Origin of the sequence: Bradyrhizobium sp. cir1 (assembly GCF_014198245.1) — a bacterium.
Lineage (GTDB): Bacteria > Pseudomonadota > Alphaproteobacteria > Rhizobiales > Xanthobacteraceae > Bradyrhizobium.
In genome coordinates, this window is the sequence record NZ_JACIHE010000023.1 from 44344 (window position 1) to 62881 (window position 18538).

Sequence of the window (18538 nt, forward strand, 5' to 3'; positions counted from 1 at the left end):
CCTAAATTTAGTATCCCGTTAAGCCTTGGCACGAACCTTGCGAATCCAGTTCCAACCAGAAACTTTTGTGTTGGAGCGATTTCATGAAGCGCCGCGATTTCCTCAAGTCCGTTTCCGGATTGGCCGCTGGCGCGGCGCTTCCGGCCATGCCGTCGGTGATCTCCTCGGCCAAGGCCGATGCGCGCTCGGAGACGCTGCTGATCGTCTCGGAAGGCGGCCCCAACAATCTCGACATCCACGGCGTCGGCACCAACGTGCCCGGCTATGAGGTGTCCTGGAATTGCTACGACCGGCTGATCAGCCACGAGATGAAGAGCGGTCCCGGCGGCGTGCCCTATTACGACCGCGACAAGTTCAAGGGCGAGCTCGCCGACGACATGAAGATCGACGACATGTCGGTCACCTTCAAGCTGAAGAAGAACGCCAAATTCCACGACGGCACGCCGGTCACGGCGAAGGACGTGAAATGGTCGCTGGATCGCGCGGTGAGCGTCGGCGGCTTCCCCACCTTCCAGATGAGCGCGGGCTCGCTCACCAAGCCCGAGCAGTTCGTCGTGATCGACGACTACACCGTGCGCGTCGACTTCCTGAAGAAGGACAGGCTGACGGTTCCCGATCTCGCTGTGATCGTGCCCTGCATCGTCAACTCGGAACTGGTGAAGAAGAATTCCAGCGAGAAAGATCCCTGGGGCCTCGAGTTTACAAAACAGCAGACCGCGGGCTCAGGCGCCTACAAGGTGACGAAGTGGACCGCCGGCACCGAAGTGATCATGGAGCGCAACGAGGATTGGGTCGGCGGTCCCCTGCCCAAGATCAAGCGCGTGATCTGGCGCATGGTGCCGCAGGCCGGCAACCGCCGCGCGCTGCTCGAGCGCGGTGATGCCGACATCTCCTATGAGCTGCCGTTCAAGGATTTCCAGGAGATGAAGGCGAACGGCAAGCTCAACGTGGTGTCGCTGCCGTTCTCCAACGGCATCCAGTATATCGGCATGAACGTCACCAAGCCGCCGTTCGACAACGTCAAGGTGCGGCAGGCCATCGCCTATGCGCTGCCGTACCAGAAGATCATGGACGCCGTGCTGTTCGGCCTCGGCAATCCCATGTTCGGCGCGCCCGCGGACAAGGCCACCGAGGTCGCCTGGCCGCAGCCGCACAAATACAACACAGACATCGAGAAGGCGAAGGCGCTGCTGACTGAAGCCGGCTACGCCAACGGCTTCGAGACCACGATCTCGTTCGATCTCAACTTCGCCGGCGTCAACGAGCCGCTCTGCGTGCTGGTGCAGGAGAGCCTCGCCCAGCTCGGCATCAAGACCACCATCAACAAGGTGCCCGGCGCCAACTGGCGCACCGAACTCAACAAGAAGGAGATGCCGCTGTTCACCAACGTGTTCTCGGGCTGGCTCGATTACCCCGAGTACTTCTTCTACTGGTGCTATCACGGCAACAATTCCGTCTTCAACACCATGAGCTACAAGTCGGCGGAGATGGACAAGTTCATCGACGGCGCACGCACCGCCGCCGCCACCGGCGACGCCGCGACCTACGACAAGGATGTGAAAGGTTTCGTCGATCTCGCCTTCGCCGACGTCCCGCGCATCCCGCTCTACCAGCCCTTCGTCAACGTCGCGATGCAGAAGAACATCAGCGGCTACCAATACTGGTTCCACCGCCGCCTCGACTATCGCGCGATGGCGAAGGGGTGAGGGGTCATGCTGATCGTCCGCGACGCAAGCCGCTTCCCTGCGGCCGATCCTTCGAGACGCCCGCTTTGCGGGCTCCTCAGGATGAGGGCGGAGTACGCGGCAGCAACCTGGACGACGCCGATGCTGCTTAGCCTCATCCTGAGGAGACCGCGTAGCGGTCGTCTCGAAGGACGAGGCGCGCGCGCAGACCGCCGCCAGGAAGGGGGAGGGAACGCAGCGGCGCAAGCCGCGCAAGTCTGCTCCCAATTGCCAAGCAGAAGGAAAGCGCTCCCATGCTGACCATGATCGGCAAGCGCCTGATGTTTGCGATTCCCTCGCTGATCGGCGTCGTCATCGTCACCTTCCTGCTGACGCGTGCGCTGCCGGGTGATCCCGCCGCCTACTTCGCCGGCCCCGCCGCAACGAAGGAAGCGGTCGAGCAGATCCGGAAAAAACTCGGTTTCGACAAGCCTCTGGTCGAGCAGTTCTTCCGCTACGCCAACGATCTCGCCCATGGCGATTTCGGCAACTCGCTCACCACGGGACAGCCGGTCGCGACCGAGATCCGCAACCGCCTGCCGGCCTCCGCCGAGCTGACGCTGCTCGGACTCTTCGTGTCCATCGCGATCGCCATTCCGCTCGGCGTGCTGGCGGCGACACGGCCGGGATCATGGATCGATCATCTCTGTCGGGTCACGACCACGGCCGGCGTGTCGCTGCCGGTGTTCTTCACCGGCCTCGTGCTGGTCTATGTCTTCTATTTCCGGCTCGGCTGGTCGCCGGCGCCGCTCGGCCGTCTCGACGTGTTCTACAGCGCGCCGCCGACGGTGACGGGCTTCTATCTGATCGACACGCTGATCGCGCGCGATGTCGAAGCGTTCCGCTCGGCGCTGAGCCAGCTGATCCTGCCCGCGACGACGCTTGCGATCTTCTCGCTGGCGCCGATCGCGCGCATGACGCGCGCCTCGATGCTGGCGGTGCTCGCATCCGAATTCGTCCGCACCGCGCGCGCCAGCGGCCTGTCGCCGGCGACCGTCATCGTCACCTACGCCTTCCGCAACGCGATGCTCCCTGTCATCACCACGCTCAGCATGGTGTTCTCGTTCCTGCTCGGTGCCAACGTGCTGGTGGAAAAAGTGTTCGCCTGGCCCGGCATCGGCTCCTACGCGGTGGAAGCGCTGATCTCATCGGACTTCGCGCCTGTGCAGGGTTTCGTGCTGACCATGGCGGTGATGTACGTGCTGCTCAATCTCGTGATCGACATCCTCTATGGCGTGATCGATCCGCGGGTGCGGTTGGAAGGGTAGGGGGACACAATGAGCTCCGTTGCGCCTGCTGTTGAACCTGTCGGTCCCGCGCGCACGTCGGGACTATCAGCGGTCCTCGAACAGACCCGCTATGTCCTCGGCGAGAACAAGGTCACGGGCTTCGCCTTCGTACTCCTGATCGTGATCCTCATCGCCGCGATCTTCGGCCCCTATGTGGTACCCTACGATCCGCTCGCCTCGGACACCGCGGCCGCGCTGAAACCGCCGTCGGCGGCGCACTGGTTCGGCACCGACCAGCTCGGCCGCGACATCTTCAGCCGCGTCGTCGTGGCGACCCGGCTCGACACCTTCATCGCGGTCGCCTCCGTCGTACTGGTGTTCCTGATGGGCGGCCTTGCCGGCATCGCCGCGGGCTATTTCGGCGGCTGGACCGATCGCATCGTCGGCCGCATAGCCGACACCATCATGGCCTTCCCGCTGTTCGTGCTCGCGATGGGCATCGTCGCCGCCCTCGGCAACACCGTGCAGAACATCATTCTGGCGACCGCCATCGTCAACTTCCCCCTCTATGCGCGCGTCGCGCGCGCCGAAGCCAATGTCCGCCGCAACGCCGGCTTCGTGCAGGCCGCGCGTCTCTCAGGCAACGGCGAATTCCGCATCCTGCTGGTGCACATCCTGCCGAACATCATGCCGATCATGATCGTGCAGATGTCGCTGACCATGGGCTACGCCATCCTCAATGCCGCGGGCCTCTCCTTCATCGGCCTCGGCGTCCGTCCTCCGACCGCGGAATGGGGCATCATGGTCGCCGAAGGCGCGGGCTTCATGGTCTCGGGCGAATGGTGGATCGCGCTCTTCCCGGGCCTTGCCCTGATGATCGCCGTGTTCTGCTTCAACCTCCTCGGCGACGGCCTGCGCGACATCGTCGACCCCCAGCGGAGGACGTGATGGCAAACGTCGGGAAGAAATTATCCAATGATTTCAGAGTGGCTTCTACTGTGCATGGGGTTGTTTTCGAATGTTTGAGCGACGGGAGCCGTCCATGACCGCCCAGCCCCTGCTCGACGTCCAGGACCTCACCGTCGAATTCACCACCCGCCGCGGCATCGTCAAGGCGGTGCAGCACGTCAACATCTCCGTCGCCAAGGGCGAGACGCTGGCCATCGTCGGCGAGTCCGGCTCCGGCAAGTCGGTGACGTCCTACGCGGTGATGCGCATCCTCGACCGCGCCGGCAAGATCGCCGAAGGCTCGGTGATGTTCTCCGGCATCGACGTCAAGGCCGCGACCGAAGACCAGATGCGCGATTTGCGCGGCCGCGAAGTCTCGATGATCTTCCAGAACCCGCGCGCGGCGCTGAACCCGATCCGGAAAGTGGGCGACCAGATCGAGGACGTCTTGCGCACGCATGTGCAGCAGGCCCAGGTCGCCGATCACGGCGAGAAGGCGATCGAGGCGCTGGAGCAGGTCAAGATCGCCCGCCCGCGCGAGCGCTATCACGCCTATCCGTTCGAGCTGTCGGGCGGCATGTGCCAGCGCGTCGTCATCGCGCTCGCGCTCGCCTGCAATCCGCAGCTCTTGATCGCGGACGAGCCGACCACCGGCCTCGACGTCACCACGCAGAAAGCGGTGATGGACCTGATCGTCGAGCTGACCAAGCGCCGCGCGATGTCGACCATCCTGATCACCCACGATCTCGGCCTTGCGGCGGCCTATTGCGACCGCGTCGTGGTGATGGAGAAGGGCCGCGTGGTCGAGACCGCAACAGCGGCTGACATCTTCGCCAACCCGCAGCACCCCTACACCAAGAAGCTGATGCGCGCGACGCCGCGGCTCGGGGTGAGCTTGCGGGATCTGCTGCCGGAAGAGGAGGGCACTTCCTTCGCCTCTCCCCGCGTGCGGGGAGAGGCCGACACGCGCAGCGTGGCGGGTGAGGGGGACTCTCCCAGCACCGTGCTCGCGGAGGCAGCCCCTCACCCCAACCCTCTCCCCGTGAAGAACGGGGAGAGGGAGCAGAGCAGCGCAAGCGGGGAGAGCAAGCCCCTCCTCCGTATCGAGAAGCTCGTCAAGGAATACCCCCGCCAGGGCGCAACCGCCGTGCTCGGAAAGCTGTTCAGCCGCAAGCCGCCGGTCGAGCCGGACGTGTTCCGCGCCGTCGACGGCATCAGCTTCTCGATCGGCCATGGCGAGAGCGTCGGCCTCGTCGGCGAATCCGGCTGCGGCAAATCGACCACGTCGATGATGGTGATGCGTCTGCTGGATCAGACCTCGGGCTTGATCCAGTTCGACGGCGAGGACATCTCAGGCATCGCGCCATCGGCCTTCGCCCGGCTGCCGCAGCGCAGCCGCATCCAGATGGTGTTCCAGGATCCGACCGACAGCCTCAACCCGCGTTTCACCGCCGCGCGCGCCATCGCCGACCCGATCATGCAATTGGGCGACATCAGGGGGCGCGATGCACTCCGTGCCCGCTGCGAGGAACTGGCCACCATGGTCGGCCTGCCGCACAATCTGCTCGACCGCTTCCCGCACCAATTGTCCGGCGGCCAGAAGGCCCGCGTCGGCATCGCCCGCGCCATCGCCCTGCATCCGAAGCTGGTCATCCTGGACGAGCCGACCGCGGCGCTCGACGTCTCGGTGCAGGCCGTGGTCCTCAACCTGCTCCAGGACCTCAAGGCGCGGCTAGGTATGAGCTACCTGTTCGTCTCGCATGATTTGAATGTAGTGCGCTTGTTGTGCGATCGTGTCATTGTCATGCGGACCGGTCGAATCGTCGAGGAAGGCTCTTCCGAGCAGGTCTTGAGCGATCCGCAGGACGACTACACCAAGGAGCTGCTGACGGCGATCCCGCATCCGCTGTTGCCGGTACACTGAGAGTGCATTGATTGTTTGGGAGTGTGATGGCCGAGCCGCTGGACGACTATATCGACGCCGTATCGAAAGCGCTGGCGCTGCCGGTCGAGGAAGCCTGGAGGCCGGCGGTCCGCGCCAACCTCGAAGTCTCGCTGCGCCTTGCCCGCCTCGTCGACGAATTCGCGCTGCCGGATGAGACCGAGCCGGCACCGATCTTCACTGCCTGACGCCGCCATGACCGCCAAGCCAGAGATGAATGCGGCCGACATTGCGAAAGCGGTGGCCGGCGGCCAATTGTCCGCGCTCGCTGCTACTGAGGCCGCGCTCGCGCGCATCAAGCAGCATGACACCGTCCTCAACGCCTTCACCGACGTCACTGCCGATCGCGCCCGCGTGAAAGCGCGCGCGATCGATGCGGACATCGCCGCGGGCAGGAAAGTCGGTCCGCTCGCCGGCGTGCCCTTCGCGGTGAAGAACCTGTTCGACGTCGCGGGCCTTGCCACGCGTGCCGGCTCGAAGATCAACCGCGACCTCGCTCCCGCGAAGCGCGACGCCACGCTGATCGAACGGATGGAAGCCGCCGGCGCCGTCCTCGTCGGCGCGCTCAACATGGGCGAATACGCCTACGACTTCACCGGCGAGAACATCCATGACGGTCCCTCTCGCAATCCGCATGACACCACGCGCATGAGCGGCGGCTCGTCGGGCGGCTCGGGCAGCGCCGTCGGCGGCGCGCTGGTGCCAATCGCGCTCGGCTCGGACACCAATGGCTCGATCCGTGTGCCGTCGTCCTTCTGCGGCATCTTTGGCCTGAAGCCGACCTATGGCCGGCTCTCTCGTGCGCGCTCGTTCCCGTTTGTGGCGAGCCTCGATCATCTCGGCCCGTTCGCGCGCTCTGTCACCGATCTCGCGCTCGCCTATGACGTGATGCAGGGGCCGGACGCGGACGACGGCGCCTGCACCACGCGCGGGGTCGAGCCCGTCACGCCGTTGCTAGCCGATTCCATCTCGGGCCTGCGCGTCGCGATCGCCGGCGGGCACTTCCAGAAGAACGTGTTTCCGGAAGCGGTCGAAGCCGTCGGCCGCGTTGCCAAGGCGCTTGGCGCGACGCAAGTGGTCGACGTGCCCGAAGCCTCGCGCGCCCGCGCGGCAGCTTACGTCATCACCACCACCGAAGGCGCCTCGCTGCATCTCGACCGCCTGCGCAAGCGCCCGAACGATTTCGATCCCGCGGTGCGCGACCGGCTGATCGCTGGCGCGATGGTGCCGGCAGCGCTGGTCGACCGCGCGCAGAAATTCCGCCGCTGGTATCGCGCCCAGCTCGCCGGGATCTTCAGGTCAGTCGACGTGCTGATCGCGCCGGCGACGCCCTGCACCGCGCCAAAACTCGGCCAGGTGAATTTCAATCTCGACGGCATCGAGTTGCCGGTGCGCGCCAATATCGGCATCCACACCCAGCCGATCTCGTTCATCGGCCTGCCGGTGGTCGCGGTGCCGGTCCCTCTGGAGCCGCTGCCGATCGGCGTGCAGATCATCGCCGCGCCCTGGCGCGAGGACGTCGCGCTCCGCGTCGCCTACGCCCTGGAACAGATGGGTGTCGTATCCGCGCCCGCGCCGAGAGGATTCTGAAATGGAGATCGATCTCCCCGAGGTGATCGCGGAAGTCAAAACCGCGTTCGAGCGCTATGAGCAGGCCCTCGTCAGCAACGACGTCGCCGTGCTCGGCGAGCTGTTCCGCAACGATCCCCGCACCCTGCGCTACGGCATCGGCGAGAACCTCTATGGCTACGAGGCGATCTCCGGCTTTCGCGCCGGCCGCTCGCCGGTCGGACTGAACCGCCGCACTGCCAAGACTGTCATCAGCAGCTATGGCCGCGACACGGCCGTGGCCTCCACCTTGTTCTATCGCGACACGGCGCCCGGCAAGGTCGGCCGGCAGATGCAGACGTGGATTCGCTTCCCGGAGGGCTGGCGCGTCGTCGCGGCTCATGTCAGCATCATCGACGAGCCGAAAGAGACCTGATCGAATGACGCTTGACGATCTTCCGCCCGGGACACTGCCGGCCGAGCCGGTGGTGCCCCGCGTCGACCGGGCACTGCCGTCGGTGCAGAAGGTCACGCGCGCCGAGGAGCTGCGTCTTCAGCTTGCCGACGAGATCGTGCGCGGGACCCTGGCGCCGGGCTCGCCGCTGGACGAGACCGACATCGCGCGGCGCTTCAACGTGTCGCGCACCCCGGTGCGCGAGGCGCTGCGCCAGCTGGTGGCGAGCGGCCTGGTCGAGGCGCGGCCTCATCGCGGCGCGGTGGTGGCGCAGCCCTCGATCGAGCGGCTGAAGAGCATGTTCGAGGCGATGGCCGAGCTTGAGGCGCTGTGCGCCGGCCTTGCCGCCGAGCGCATGTCCCCCGCCGAGCGCCATGCGCTCGAGGCCGTCCACGAAGAGCTGCGGCTGCTGAGTTACGCCGGCAATCCCGAGCGCTTCCACGAGGTCAACGAGCGCTTCCACAACACGATCTATGCGGGCTCGCAGAACGGCTACATCGCCGAGATCACACTGGCGACGCGCGTGCGCGTGCAGCCGTTCCGCCGCGCCCAGTTCCGCAACCTCGGCCGCCTCGCCAAGTCGCAAGCCGAGCACGACCGCGTCGTCGTCGCCATCATGCGCGGCGACAAGCAGGGCGCCGCCGCCGCCATGCGCGCGCATATCGAATTGGTGCGCGGGGAGTACGAGATCTACGCGGTGTCGGTGTAGGGCCGCGCGTTCGGTGTCGTAGAGTGGGCAAAGGCGCAAAGCGCCGTGCCCACGTTCTATCAATGATGGCGACAGATGGTGGGCACGCTCCGCTTTACCCACCCTACGGCACTTTGTTTGATTCGCAGACTTGCCCTACGCCGTTGCCGCTTCCGCCATATACGCGCGCCAGCCGCCATACGCGGTGATATCCCGCGCCTCGCCCAGCACCTCCGGCTCGACGAGAAATCCCTTCACGCTGCGCCCATCGGCAAGCCGGATTGTGCCGATCGCCATCGGCGCAGGAATCGCGTTGACGAACTCGCCGAACGCCGCCGCCGACAGCGACCAGATCTCCAGCTCGATCGCAGAACCCTTGCCGGCTTCGACGCGCAGCAGGCCCGGCTTCGGCGGCGTGGTCGGAAGCGCGTAGAGTTTATAGTCGGGCGCGGTCGTCGTCGCCTCGATCAGCTTTCCGCTCAGCGCCTTCAACTCGCCGTTCAGCGCCATGCCGGAGAGATGTGCGCCGACGACCGCGATCGGAATCTCGTCGACGCCGCTTGCAGGCAGCGGCGCGAGTGGTGCTTGCGGCACGCCCTTCGCGCCAAGGGTCAGCTTCGTATCGGCATGAAACACGCGGCCGATGCTCGCAAGCGGCGCGTCACGTCCTGCGGGCGCGAGCAGCGTGATGCCGAACGGAATGCCGTCGCCGCGAATCGAAGCCGGCACGGCGAGGCCGCAGAGATCGAGCAGGTTGACGAAGTTGGTGTAGGTGCCGAGGCGGCTGTTGAGCTCGATCGGATTGGCAAGCACCTGCGCGGTCGTATAGGCGGTCGGGGCGGTCGGCAGCACCAGCGCGTCGATGTTGGCGAACGTTCGCTCGGCGATCTTGCGCAGGCCCTGCAGGCGATAGAGTGCCGAGAAGGTTTCCGCCGCGGTCAGCCGCGTGCCGGCGGCGGTGATCTCGCGCGTAACGGGGTGGATCGCATCAGGCGCGGACGCCAGCAGATCCTTGATCACGAGATAGCGCTCGGCGACCCAGGGCCCTTCATAGAGCAGCCGCGCCGTCTCGTAGAACGGCTCGAGATCGAACTCGACCAGCGTCGCACCGAGCGTGGTCCAGCGCTTCAGCGCATCGGCGTAAGCACCTTCCGCTTTCTTGTCGCCGAAGAAGATCAGCTGTCCGTTGCGCGGCACCCCGAGGCGCAGATTCGCAGGGAATGGCGTAAGCGCTCCAAGCGGCCGGTCGCGCGAGAACGGATCGGCCTGGTCGGGGCCGACCATCACGGATAACGCGAGCGCGGCGTCGTCGACCGTCAAGGCGAACACCGAGATGCAGTCGAGCGTGCGGCAGGCCGGCACGAGGCCCGCGGTCGAGATCATGCCGAGGCTCGGCTTCAGCCCGACGATGTTGTTCAGCATCGCCGGCACACGGCCTGAGCCAGCCGTGTCCGTACCGAGCGACAGCGGCACGAGTCCAGCGCCGACGGCGGTGGCCGAGCCCGAGCTCGACCCGCCGGGAATCAGATCCTCGCGGATCGAGTTGCGGGGGATGCCATAGGGCGAGCGCACACCGACGAGGCCGGTTGCGAACTGGTCGAGATTGGTCTTGCCGATGATGATGGCGCCCGCCGCGCGCAGCCGCTCCACCGCGGTCGAGTCGTGTGTCGGCGTATAGGTGAAGGCCGGGCAGGCCGCCGTGGTCGGAAAGCCCAGCGCGTCGATATTGTCCTTCACCGCGACCGGGATGCCGTAGAGCGGCAGGCTGGCCGCATCCTTCGTGGCGAGCTTGTCGGCTTCCGCAATCGCGTCCCTCTCGTCGCGCAGGCTGATGAAGACGGCCGGGTCGTTGTAATCGCGGATGCGCTGATAGGTCCGCGCGATCGTCTGCGCCGGCGTCATCGTGCCCGCGCGATGCGCGGCCACAATCGCGGCGATCGTTTCAGGCTGCTCAGCCCCCATGGCGTCCAAACTCCGGCAACAGGTCTCACCCGGATTGAAGCAAGCGATGTGCCATTGTGTACAGAATCCGGGCAGGGCGCGCGTGCCGGATATCATCGAGGGATCCGTAGGTTGGGGGATATTTCGGCGACCGGGCGGGTTACGCCCGCTGACGGGCATCTGCCCAAATCATAGGCATCTGGATCAGGTGAAGCCCGCGAGGATCCGAAGCAGCTGCTCCCGGTTCTCCTTGCCGATCTTTTCTTCGACATGCCGCTCGTGCTCGGCGGCGAGACGCTTGAACTTCGCCAGCGCGGTGGCGCCCTGCGCGGTGAGGTGCAGCGCGTGCGAGCGCCGGTCCGCTTTCGACTTGACCCGCTTCACGAGCCTGCGCTGCTCGAGACTGTCGAGCAGGTGCACCAGGCGGGCGCGCTCGATGCCGAGGCGCTTTGCCACGGCCATCTGCGACAGGCCGGGATTGGCGCCGACCACCGTCAGCACCGAATATTGCGTCGGCCTGATGTCGACATCGCCGAGCGTCCTGATGAAGTCCTGGAAAATCCAGATCTGGAAGCGTCGCACCGCGTAGCCGGCGTGTCCGACCAGTGCATCGAGGCCGATCTCGTCGGCGTCGTTGCGTCGCACTGCGCCGTTGCCGGATCGTTTACGCGGGGACGTCAGGGCGGCGGTGGCTGTCACATCGTGTCTCCTGCAGGACCATTCTTGTAGCGCCTCGGCGGCCCAAGCGAAAGATTGTTGTTGACGACAACAATTCGCGTGCCCAACATTATGACCAAAGCAGTCCGGAACGAGGCTGCGGACGACCCGGGCTTCCGGGCGAGGAGGAAACACATGACAGCCGCCACACGCGGTGACACGTCAGATCTGTTCGCAGTGCCCAAGACCGTTGCCGAGCATCGCGCCGATGGCAGCATCGTGCTGCGCTCGCCGGAACCCTTGCGCGAGAGCGCGCGCTGCATCGGGGACTGGCTGGAGCAATGGGCGCGGCAATCGCCCGATAAGCTCTTCCTCGCTGAGCGCAGCAATCCTGAAACGCCGTGGACCACGGTCACCTACGCGCAGGCGCTGCGGCAGGTGCGCGGGGCGGCGTCGTGGATCCTCGCGCAGGGCCTCAGCGCGGAGCGCCCGCTCGCGATCCTCTCCGACAACAGCATCGATCACGCGCTGCTCGCGCTTGCCGCCCAGCATGTTGGCGTGCCCTCGGCGGCGATTTCGCCGGCCTATTCGCTGATGTCGAAAGATTTTGACAAGCTCAAGAGCATGATCGCTTTGCTCGAGCCGGGCGCGATCTACGTGTCCACGTTGAAGCCATTTGCGGCCGCGCTGGCCGCGATCAAGCCGCTGCACAACGCGCAGATCATCAGCGGCAATGCCGATGACACCGACGCGCTCGCCTTCCGCGCCGTCGCGGCAACGCCGGAAAGCCCCGACATCGCAAAGGCCTTCGCTGCGCTCACGCCTGACACGATCGCAAAATTCCTGTTCACGTCCGGCTCGACCGGCACGCCCAAAGCCGTCATCAACACCCAGCGCATGCTGACCTCGAGCCAGCAGGCCAAGGCGCAGACCTGGACTTTCCTTCAGGCTGGCCGCGGCGATCTCGTCATCCTCGACTGGCTGCCCTGGAGCCACACGTTCGGCGCCAATCACAATTTCAATCTCGTGCTGCGCAATGGCGGCTCGCTCTATGTCGACGGCGGCAAGCCCGTGCCCGGCCTGTTCGCGACGTCACTCGCCAATCTGAAAAGCGTGATGCCGACGGTCTATTTCAACGTGCCGCGCGGCTTCGACATGCTGATCGCGGCGCTGCGCGGCGACGAGGAGATGCGTCGCCGCTTCTTCAGCGAGGTGAAGTTCGCTTTCTATGCCGGCGCGGCGCTGCCGCAGAATCTCTGGGACGCGCTCGAGCAGCTCTCCGTCGAGACCGTCGGCCGTGCGCTGCCGATGGTCTCGGCCTGGGGATCGACCGAAACCTCGCCGCTCGCGGCCGACTGCCATTTCCTTGCCGAACGCTCCGGCAATATTGGCGTGCCGATTCCCGGCACCGAGCTGAAGCTCGTCAAGTCAGGCGACAAACTCGAGGTGCGTGTGCGCGGCCCCAATGTCACGCCGGGCTATTGGAAGGCGCCCGAGCTGACGAAGCAGGCGTTTGATGAAGAGGGGTTTTATCTCATCGGCGATGCGGTGAAGCTTGCTGATAGCGCGCGGCCGGAGCGCGGCCTGTTCTTCGACGGCCGCGTCGCGGAGGACTTCAAGCTCAATTCCGGCACCTGGGTCAGTGTCGGCACGCTGCGCGTTGCCGGCATCGCCGCGCTGGCGCCGCTCGCGCAGGATATCGTCGTGGCAGGTCACGGCGGCGACGAGGTGCGCTTCCTGGTATTCCCGAACATCGCGGCCTGCCGCGCCCATGCCGGCTTGCCCGAGACGGCGGCTGTGAGTGATGTGTTGGCGCATGCCAAGATCCGCAGCGCGATCGCGCAGGGTCTCGCAAAGCTGAAGCAGCAGAGCGCAAACTCCTCCGGCCACGCCACGCGCGCGCTGCTGCTGGCCGAGCCGCCATCGGTGGACGGCGGCGAGATCACCGACAAGGGTTACATCAACCAGCGCGCCGTGCTGACGCGGCGCGCGGAGGCGGTGGCGCGGCTGAACGACGATGCGTCGGGGGAGTGGATCGGGGTGTAGCGACCGAGTTAGCGAAGCCACATTCCGCTGTCATTCCGGGGCGCGCCTTTTGGCGCGAGCCCGGAATCCATTTTACCGCAGGGGGTGTTGCGTGATGGATTCCGGGTTCGCGCTGCGCGCGCCCCGGAATGACGAGCGGATACGCCAGCCATCCTGTCGCAATATCCTGCCGATTCTTTTGTTGCCTAAGCAACTAATTTGTGCGAACCCTTTTGGACAAGGACAACAGCGGAGGAACCGCTGCGCCTACTCTCGGAGGAAACAATGCTCGGCAGGAATGGTGCCGCGGGCAAACGCAGGCGCATGCCCGAAGACACGACGCGCCCGCGGCGCGGTGCGTCAGCTGTAGCTGCTGTCCGTCACGGCGCCGAGATTCTCATGCAGCCGGCGAAGCAGGTCGATCAGCACCTCGCGCTCGTCCTTGCTCAGGCAGGACAGCAGGCGCCGCTCGCGCTCGAACGCCGCCACGATCACCTTGTCATGCGTGGCGCGGCCCCTCGGGCTCAGCGAGATCGAATGGGTACGGCCGTCGTTGGGGTCAGTGCGGATCGAGATCAGCCCGCGCTTCTCGAGGCCGGCGAGCGTCCGGCTCACCGGGCCCTTGTCGAAACCAATGACGTGGCAGATGCGCGAGGCTGGGATGCCGGGCTCGATCGCCAGCAGCGACATGATCCGCCATTCCGTGACGTTGACGCCGAACTGCTTCTGGTAGAACGCGGTCGCGCTGTTCGAGAGCTTGTTGGCGATGAAGGTGATGAACGCCGGTACGTAACGCTCGAGGTCGAGCGTCGGCCCCGCATCCGTGGGCGCGGGCTTCTGGCGGGCTCTGGTCGAGGACGGCGGCATATCGGGTTTCTGACTCGCGGCGTGCCAGAGACCTAAGGGCATGCGCCGCCCTTTCACAAGATCAAAATGAGGGAGGACTTCAATGAGCGCACCCGGCTCCGCCGCATCAGGCGTCCCGCATCTCGACGTCGATCCCTTCGACATGATGTTTTTTGCCGACCCCTATCCCACGCATGAGCTGCTGCGGGAGGCGGGGCCGGTGGTCTATCTCGACAAGTGGAAGGTCTACGGCGTGGCCCGCTATGCCGAGGTCCATGCTGTGCTGAACGATCCCGCCACCTTCTGCTCCAGCCGCGGCGTCGGCCTGTCCGATTTCAAGAAGGAGACGCCATGGCGGCCGCCGAGCCTGATCCTGGAGGCCGATCCGCCCGCGCACACCCGCACCCGCGCCGTCCTGTCAAAAGTGCTGTCGCCGACGGTGATGAAGCAGGTGCGCGACCGTTTTGCCGCGGCGGCGGAGGAGCGGGTGGATGCGCTGATCGAAAAGCGCAGCTTTGATGCGATTGCCGACCTTGCCGAGGCGTATCCGCTGTCGATCTTTCCCGATGCGCTCGGGCTGAAGCCCGAAGGCCGCGAGCATCTGATTCCCTACGCAAGCGTCGTGTTCAACGCGTTCGGTCCGCCCAACCAGCTGCGCCAGGAGGCGATCGAACGTTCGATGCCGCACCAGGCCTACGTCGCCGAGCAGTGCCAGCGCGAGAACCTGGCGCCCGGCGGCTTTGGCGCCTGCATTCATGCGCAGGTTGACGAGGGCGCCATCACGGCCGCCGAGGCGCCGCTATTGGTGCGCTCGCTGCTCTCAGCGGGCCTCGATACCACGGTCAACGGCATCGGTGCGGCGCTCTATTGCCTCGCACGCTTTCCCGATCAGTGGCAGCGCCTGCGCAGCGATCTTTCGCTGGCGCGCGGCGCTTTCGAAGAGGCCGTGCGGTTCGAGAGCCCGGTGCAGACCTTCTTCCGCACCACGACGCGCGAGGTGGAGTTGTCCGGTGCCAGGATCGGTGAGGGCGAGAAGGTGCTGATGTTCCTCGCCGCTGCCAATCGCGATCCCAGGCGCTGGGACAGCCCTGACAGCTACGACATCACCCGTCGCACCTCCGGCCATGTCGGCTTCGGCTCCGGCATCCACATGTGCGTCGGCCAGCTCGTCGCCCGCCTTGAAGGCGAGGTGATGCTGACCGCGCTGGCGCGCCGCGTCGCGAAGATCGAGATCACGGGCGAGCCGAAGCGCCGCTTCAACAACACGCTGCGCGGGCTCGACAGCCTGCCTGTCACCATCACCCCGGCCTGACGAGGAGTCTTGATGCCCGCCATCACCTTCATTCATCCCGATGGCAAGTCCGACCGCGTCGAGACCTCAGGCGGCGAGAGCGCCATGCAGGCCGCGACTCGTCACGGCCTCGACGGCATTTTGGCCGAATGCGGCGGCAACGCCATGTGCGCGACCTGCCACGTCTATGTCGACGAGAGCTGGCTCGCGCGCCTGCCTGCGGTCGCCGACGACGAGGACGCGCTGCTCGACGGCACCGCCGCCGAGCGGCTGCCGAACAGCCGGCTGTCCTGCCAGATCAACATCACGCCCGAGCTCGACGGGCTCGTGCTGCTTCTGCCGGATCGGCAGGTCTGAATTTCGATGTGCCGGCAACGACCGGCAACCAACAAACAGGGGAGGGAATCATGAAGCATCTGAAGTGGACGCTCGCGCTGGCCGCGAGCCTGGTGACCGGCGCGGTGAACGCCGAGATATCGGACAATGTCGTGCGAATCGGCGTGCTCAACGACATCTCCGGCATCTTTCAGGACACCAATGGGATGGGCTCGGTCGAGGCCGCGCGCATGGCGGCGGAGGATTTCAACGGCGGGGCTAAGGGCATCAAGGTGGAGATCGTCTATGCCGACCACCAGAACAAGGCCGATGTTGGCAATGCCATCGCGCGCAAATGGCTCGACGTCGAGGGCGTCGATGCCATCGTCGACGTGCCGAATTCGGCCGTCGGCCTCTCCATCAACACGCTGCTGCGCGACAGCCGCATGACCTTCCTGGCATCGTCGACGGCGAGCTCAGACCTCACCGGCAAGGCCTGCTCGCCCAATACCATTCAGTGGGTCAACGACACCTGGGCGACCGGCAACACCACGGCGGCTGCGATGGTCTCGCGTGGCGGCAAGGACTGGTATTTCCTCACGGTCGATTTCGCGCTCGGGAAGGGTATCGAGGCCGAAGCGCAGAAATACATCGAGTCCCACGGCGGCAAGGTGATCGGCTCGTCAAAACATCCGCTCGGCACCTCCGATTTCGCGTCCTTCCTGTTGCAGGCGCAGAGCTCGAGGGCGCAGGTGATCGGCCTTGCCAATGCCGGCGGCGACACCATCAATGCGGTGAAGCAGGCCGCCGAATTCGGCATCCAGCAGAGCGGGCAGAAGCTCGTCGCCTTCCTGCTCTTCATCAACGACGTCCACGGCATGGGCATCAAGGTCGCGCAGGGCCTTCAACTGATGGAAGCGTTCTACTGGGACATGAACGACGACACCCGCGCCTTCGCCAAGCGTTTCGCCGCACGGCCCGGCATGAACGGCAAGATGCCGAGCGGCAACCAGGCCGGCGTCTATGCCTCGACGCTCGCTTATCTCAATGCGGTCGCGGCCGCCGGCAGCGACAATGCCAGGGACGCCGTGCCGGAGATGAAGAAGTTCAAAGGCAAGGACAAGCTGTTCGGCGACACCACGATCCGCCAGGACGGCCGCGTCGTGCATCCCATGTATCTGTTCGAGGTGAAGAAGCCGGAGGAGTCGAAATATCCGTACGACTATTACAAGCTGGTCTCGACCATTCCGGCAGACCAGGCGTTCCGCCCGTTGGCGGAGGGCGGGTGTGAGCTGGTGAAGTAGCTGCCTTCGCCTCTCCCCGCTTGCGGGGAGAGGCCGACGCGCGCGGCAGCGCACTTGCACGCCGGAGCGCGGCGGGTGAGGGGAGCCTCCGCGAGCGGGATATTCGCGGAACAAGGATCTCTCTCCACGTCATTGCGAGCGCAGCGAAGCAATCCAGAATCCCTCCGCGGGAAGACTCTGGATTGCTTCGCTGCGCTCGCAATGACGATAGGCAATATCGAGTGCTTCAACTCTTACCTTCCCCGCGGAGGCTCCCCCTCACCCCAGCGCTCTCCCCGCAAGCGGGGGAGAAGCAACGTCCTACACCACCTTGCTTGACCCCTGCGTGATCAACCTCGCCGCGCGCTGATCTCGCGCGTAGATCCACAGCCAGCTGAGTGCGACGCTGAGGCGATGGCGCAGGCCGATCAGGAAGTAGATGTGGGCTATGCCCCAGATCCACCATGCGATGGTGCCGCGCAGCTTGATCTTGCCGAAGTCGATCACCGCGAGCCGCTTGCCGATCTGGGCGAGGCTGCCGGCGTGCTTGTAGCGGAACGGGCCCGCCGATGCGCCGCGCAACCGCGCCTTGATCGTTTCGGCGACATGACGTCCCTGCTGCTTGGCCGCCGGCGCGATGCCGGGCACGGGCTTGCCATCCCAGGCATTGATGCTGACGGTGTCGCCGATCGCGAAGATCTCGGGATGGCCGGGAATGGTGAGGTCGGCTTCGACCTGCACGCGCCCGGCGCGATCGCTCGGTGCGCCCAGCCATTCGGCGGCGGGCGAGGCGCGCACGCCGGCGGCCCAGATCCGGGTCTTTGCCTCGAGCAGCTTGCCGCCGAACACGACGCCCTCACGATTGATCTCGGTGACGGGCTGTCCCAGCACGACCTCGACGCCGATCTTTTCCAGCGAGGCCTGCGCGTAAGCCGAGAGATCGTCGGCGAAGCCCGCGAGCACGCGCGGCCCGGCCTCGATCAGCACCACGCGCGCCTTGGTCGTGTCGATGTTGCGGAAATCGCCGGGCAAGGTGTGGTGCGCCATCTCGGCGATGGTCCCGGCGAGCTCGACGCCGGTCGGACCGGCACCGACGATGACGAAGGTCAGCCGCGCCGCGCGTTTCGCCGGATCGGTCTCGCGCTCGGCGCGCTCGAAGGCCACCAGGATATGGCGGCGCAGCGTGGTCCCGTCCTCCAGCGTCTTCAGGCCCGGCGCCCATGCCTCCCATTCATCATGGCCGAAATAGGCGTGCCGCGCTCCGGTCGCGAGCACCAGCGTGTCGTAAGGCACCTCGCTGCCGTCGTCGATCAGCACGCAGCGCCGCTCGGCATCGACGCCGCTCACCGTGGCAAACAGCGTCGTCACCTCGCGCCGGTCGCGCATCAAATGCCGGATCGGCCAGGCGATCTCGCTGGTCGCGAGCGAGGCTGTCGCGACCTGGTAGAGCAGCGGCTGAAACAGATGGTGGTTGCGGCGGTCGATCAGCGTGATCTCGACCGGTGCGCCCGCCAGCCGGTAGGTTGCTTCCAGCCCGCCGAAGCCGGCGCCGACGATGACGACGCGATGCGGTGTGGTGGTCATGGTGCGTCCTCGAATCTCGCTGCTCTACCTGTTCATTTAAGTGCGGATCGGGCGTCGCGGTCC

Annotated in this window: 16 protein-coding genes; 12 read left to right on the forward strand and 4 right to left on the reverse strand. The window is 65.8% G+C overall.

Annotated elements, in window-relative coordinates; all coding sequences use genetic code 11:
- The first annotated feature begins 83 nt into the window (after positions 1–83).
- The 8 genes from GGD63_RS32420 (at position 84) to GGD63_RS32455 (ending at position 8554) form a co-directional block, all read left to right on the forward strand.
- Positions 84–1706: an ABC transporter substrate-binding protein gene (locus GGD63_RS32420; RefSeq protein WP_183248144.1), complete on the forward strand. Its 1623-nt coding sequence runs from the start codon at positions 84–86 to the stop codon at positions 1704–1706.
- 272 nt (positions 1707–1978) lie between these two features.
- The gene (locus GGD63_RS32425) at positions 1979–2992 is read left to right on the forward strand and encodes an ABC transporter permease (RefSeq protein ID WP_183248146.1); all 1014 of its coding nucleotides are present in this window, start codon (positions 1979–1981) and stop codon (positions 2990–2992) included.
- 9 nt (positions 2993–3001) lie between these two features.
- Positions 3002–3901, forward strand: a complete 900-nt coding sequence (locus GGD63_RS32430) for an ABC transporter permease (RefSeq protein WP_183248148.1) — start codon at positions 3002–3004, stop codon at positions 3899–3901.
- Between the two features lie 94 nt (positions 3902–3995).
- Positions 3996–5825 carry an ABC transporter ATP-binding protein gene (locus GGD63_RS32435; protein WP_183248150.1) on the forward strand — a complete coding sequence of 610 codons (1830 nt, stop codon included), beginning with the start codon at positions 3996–3998 and terminating at the stop codon, positions 5823–5825.
- 26 nt (positions 5826–5851) lie between these two features.
- Positions 5852–6031 carry a DUF4089 domain-containing protein gene (locus tag GGD63_RS32440; RefSeq protein ID WP_018316853.1) on the forward strand — a complete coding sequence of 60 codons (180 nt, stop codon included), beginning with the start codon at positions 5852–5854 and terminating at the stop codon, positions 6029–6031.
- 7 nt (positions 6032–6038) lie between these two features.
- On the forward strand, positions 6039–7433 hold the full coding sequence (locus GGD63_RS32445; protein WP_183248152.1) for an AtzE family amidohydrolase: 1395 nt from the start codon (positions 6039–6041) through the stop codon (positions 7431–7433).
- Position 7434: 1 nt separating this feature from the next.
- Positions 7435–7827: an oxalurate catabolism protein HpxZ gene (hpxZ, locus tag GGD63_RS32450; protein ID WP_183248153.1), complete on the forward strand. Its 393-nt coding sequence runs from the start codon at positions 7435–7437 to the stop codon at positions 7825–7827.
- Positions 7828–7831: 4 nt separating this feature from the next.
- Positions 7832–8554, forward strand: a complete 723-nt coding sequence (locus tag GGD63_RS32455; protein ID WP_183248154.1) for a GntR family transcriptional regulator — start codon at positions 7832–7834, stop codon at positions 8552–8554.
- Positions 8555–8689: 135 nt separating this feature from the next.
- Here the strand turns inward: GGD63_RS32455 and atzF are convergent, their stop codons facing one another.
- Both atzF and GGD63_RS32465 read right to left on the reverse strand, forming a co-directional pair.
- Positions 8690–10495 (reverse strand): allophanate hydrolase, encoded by a 1806-nt coding sequence (atzF, locus tag GGD63_RS32460; RefSeq protein ID WP_183248157.1) that lies wholly within the window; start codon positions 10493–10495, stop codon positions 8690–8692.
- A 183-nt stretch (positions 10496–10678) separates the two neighbouring features.
- The gene (locus GGD63_RS32465) at positions 10679–11173 is read right to left on the reverse strand and encodes a MarR family winged helix-turn-helix transcriptional regulator (protein ID WP_183248159.1); all 495 of its coding nucleotides are present in this window, start codon (positions 11171–11173) and stop codon (positions 10679–10681) included.
- A gap of 153 nt (positions 11174–11326) precedes the next feature.
- Between GGD63_RS32465 and GGD63_RS32470 the strand changes: the two genes are divergently transcribed.
- Positions 11327–13177, forward strand: coding sequence for a feruloyl-CoA synthase (locus tag GGD63_RS32470; RefSeq protein WP_183248161.1), 1851 nt, complete (start codon positions 11327–11329; stop codon positions 13175–13177).
- Between the two features lie 339 nt (positions 13178–13516).
- Here GGD63_RS32470 and GGD63_RS32475 read toward each other — a convergent pair whose 3' ends face one another.
- Positions 13517–14023: a MarR family winged helix-turn-helix transcriptional regulator gene (locus tag GGD63_RS32475; RefSeq protein ID WP_183248163.1), complete on the reverse strand. Its 507-nt coding sequence runs from the start codon at positions 14021–14023 to the stop codon at positions 13517–13519.
- An 82-nt stretch (positions 14024–14105) separates the two neighbouring features.
- On the opposite strand from GGD63_RS32475, the gene GGD63_RS32480 reads away from it, so the two are divergent.
- Genes GGD63_RS32480 through GGD63_RS32490 form a run of 3 tightly spaced genes read left to right on the forward strand, consistent with a single transcriptional unit; the run spans position 14106 to position 16912 of the window.
- Positions 14106–15314: a cytochrome P450 gene (locus tag GGD63_RS32480; protein WP_183248164.1), complete on the forward strand. Its 1209-nt coding sequence runs from the start codon at positions 14106–14108 to the stop codon at positions 15312–15314.
- 12 nt (positions 15315–15326) lie between these two features.
- Entirely contained in the window at positions 15327–15650 is a 324-nt protein-coding gene (locus tag GGD63_RS32485; protein ID WP_183248167.1) for a 2Fe-2S iron-sulfur cluster-binding protein, read from the forward strand.
- Between the two features lie 50 nt (positions 15651–15700).
- The gene (locus tag GGD63_RS32490) at positions 15701–16912 is read left to right on the forward strand and encodes an ABC transporter substrate-binding protein (RefSeq protein ID WP_183248168.1); all 1212 of its coding nucleotides are present in this window, start codon (positions 15701–15703) and stop codon (positions 16910–16912) included.
- Positions 16913–17212: 300 nt separating this feature from the next.
- On the opposite strand, the gene GGD63_RS32495 is transcribed toward GGD63_RS32490, so the two are convergent.
- Positions 17213–18475 carry an NAD(P)/FAD-dependent oxidoreductase gene (locus tag GGD63_RS32495; protein ID WP_183248170.1) on the reverse strand — a complete coding sequence of 421 codons (1263 nt, stop codon included), beginning with the start codon at positions 18473–18475 and terminating at the stop codon, positions 17213–17215.
- Positions 18476–18538: the final 63 nt, after the last annotated feature.

What these genes read in the sequence shown, in the direction of transcription:
- GGD63_RS32445 (WP_183248152.1), top strand. Translation starts at nt 6,039, where the DNA reads ATGACCGCCAAGCCAGAGATGAATGCGGCCGACATTGCGAAAGCGGTG.
- GGD63_RS32480 (WP_183248164.1), top strand. Translation starts at nt 14,106, where the DNA reads ATGAGCGCACCCGGCTCCGCCGCATCAGGCGTCCCGCATCTCGACGTC.
- GGD63_RS32430 (WP_183248148.1), top strand. Translation starts at nt 3,002, where the DNA reads ATGAGCTCCGTTGCGCCTGCTGTTGAACCTGTCGGTCCCGCGCGCACG.
- GGD63_RS32435 (WP_183248150.1), top strand. Translation starts at nt 3,996, where the DNA reads ATGACCGCCCAGCCCCTGCTCGACGTCCAGGACCTCACCGTCGAATTC.
- GGD63_RS32420 (WP_183248144.1), top strand. Translation starts at nt 84, where the DNA reads ATGAAGCGCCGCGATTTCCTCAAGTCCGTTTCCGGATTGGCCGCTGGC.
- hpxZ (WP_183248153.1), top strand. Translation starts at nt 7,435, where the DNA reads ATGGAGATCGATCTCCCCGAGGTGATCGCGGAAGTCAAAACCGCGTTC.
- GGD63_RS32470 (WP_183248161.1), top strand. Translation starts at nt 11,327, where the DNA reads ATGACAGCCGCCACACGCGGTGACACGTCAGATCTGTTCGCAGTGCCC.
- GGD63_RS32440 (WP_018316853.1), top strand. Translation starts at nt 5,852, where the DNA reads ATGGCCGAGCCGCTGGACGACTATATCGACGCCGTATCGAAAGCGCTG.
- GGD63_RS32485 (WP_183248167.1), top strand. Translation starts at nt 15,327, where the DNA reads ATGCCCGCCATCACCTTCATTCATCCCGATGGCAAGTCCGACCGCGTC.
- GGD63_RS32455 (WP_183248154.1), top strand. Translation starts at nt 7,832, where the DNA reads ATGACGCTTGACGATCTTCCGCCCGGGACACTGCCGGCCGAGCCGGTG.
- GGD63_RS32425 (WP_183248146.1), top strand. Translation starts at nt 1,979, where the DNA reads ATGCTGACCATGATCGGCAAGCGCCTGATGTTTGCGATTCCCTCGCTG.
- GGD63_RS32475 (WP_183248163.1), bottom strand. Translation starts at nt 14,023, where the DNA reads ATGCCGCCGTCCTCGACCAGAGCCCGCCAGAAGCCCGCGCCCACGGAT.
- GGD63_RS32495 (WP_183248170.1), bottom strand. Translation starts at nt 18,475, where the DNA reads ATGACCACCACACCGCATCGCGTCGTCATCGTCGGCGCCGGCTTCGGC.
- GGD63_RS32490 (WP_183248168.1), top strand. Translation starts at nt 15,701, where the DNA reads ATGAAGCATCTGAAGTGGACGCTCGCGCTGGCCGCGAGCCTGGTGACC.
- atzF (WP_183248157.1), bottom strand. Translation starts at nt 10,495, where the DNA reads ATGGGGGCTGAGCAGCCTGAAACGATCGCCGCGATTGTGGCCGCGCAT.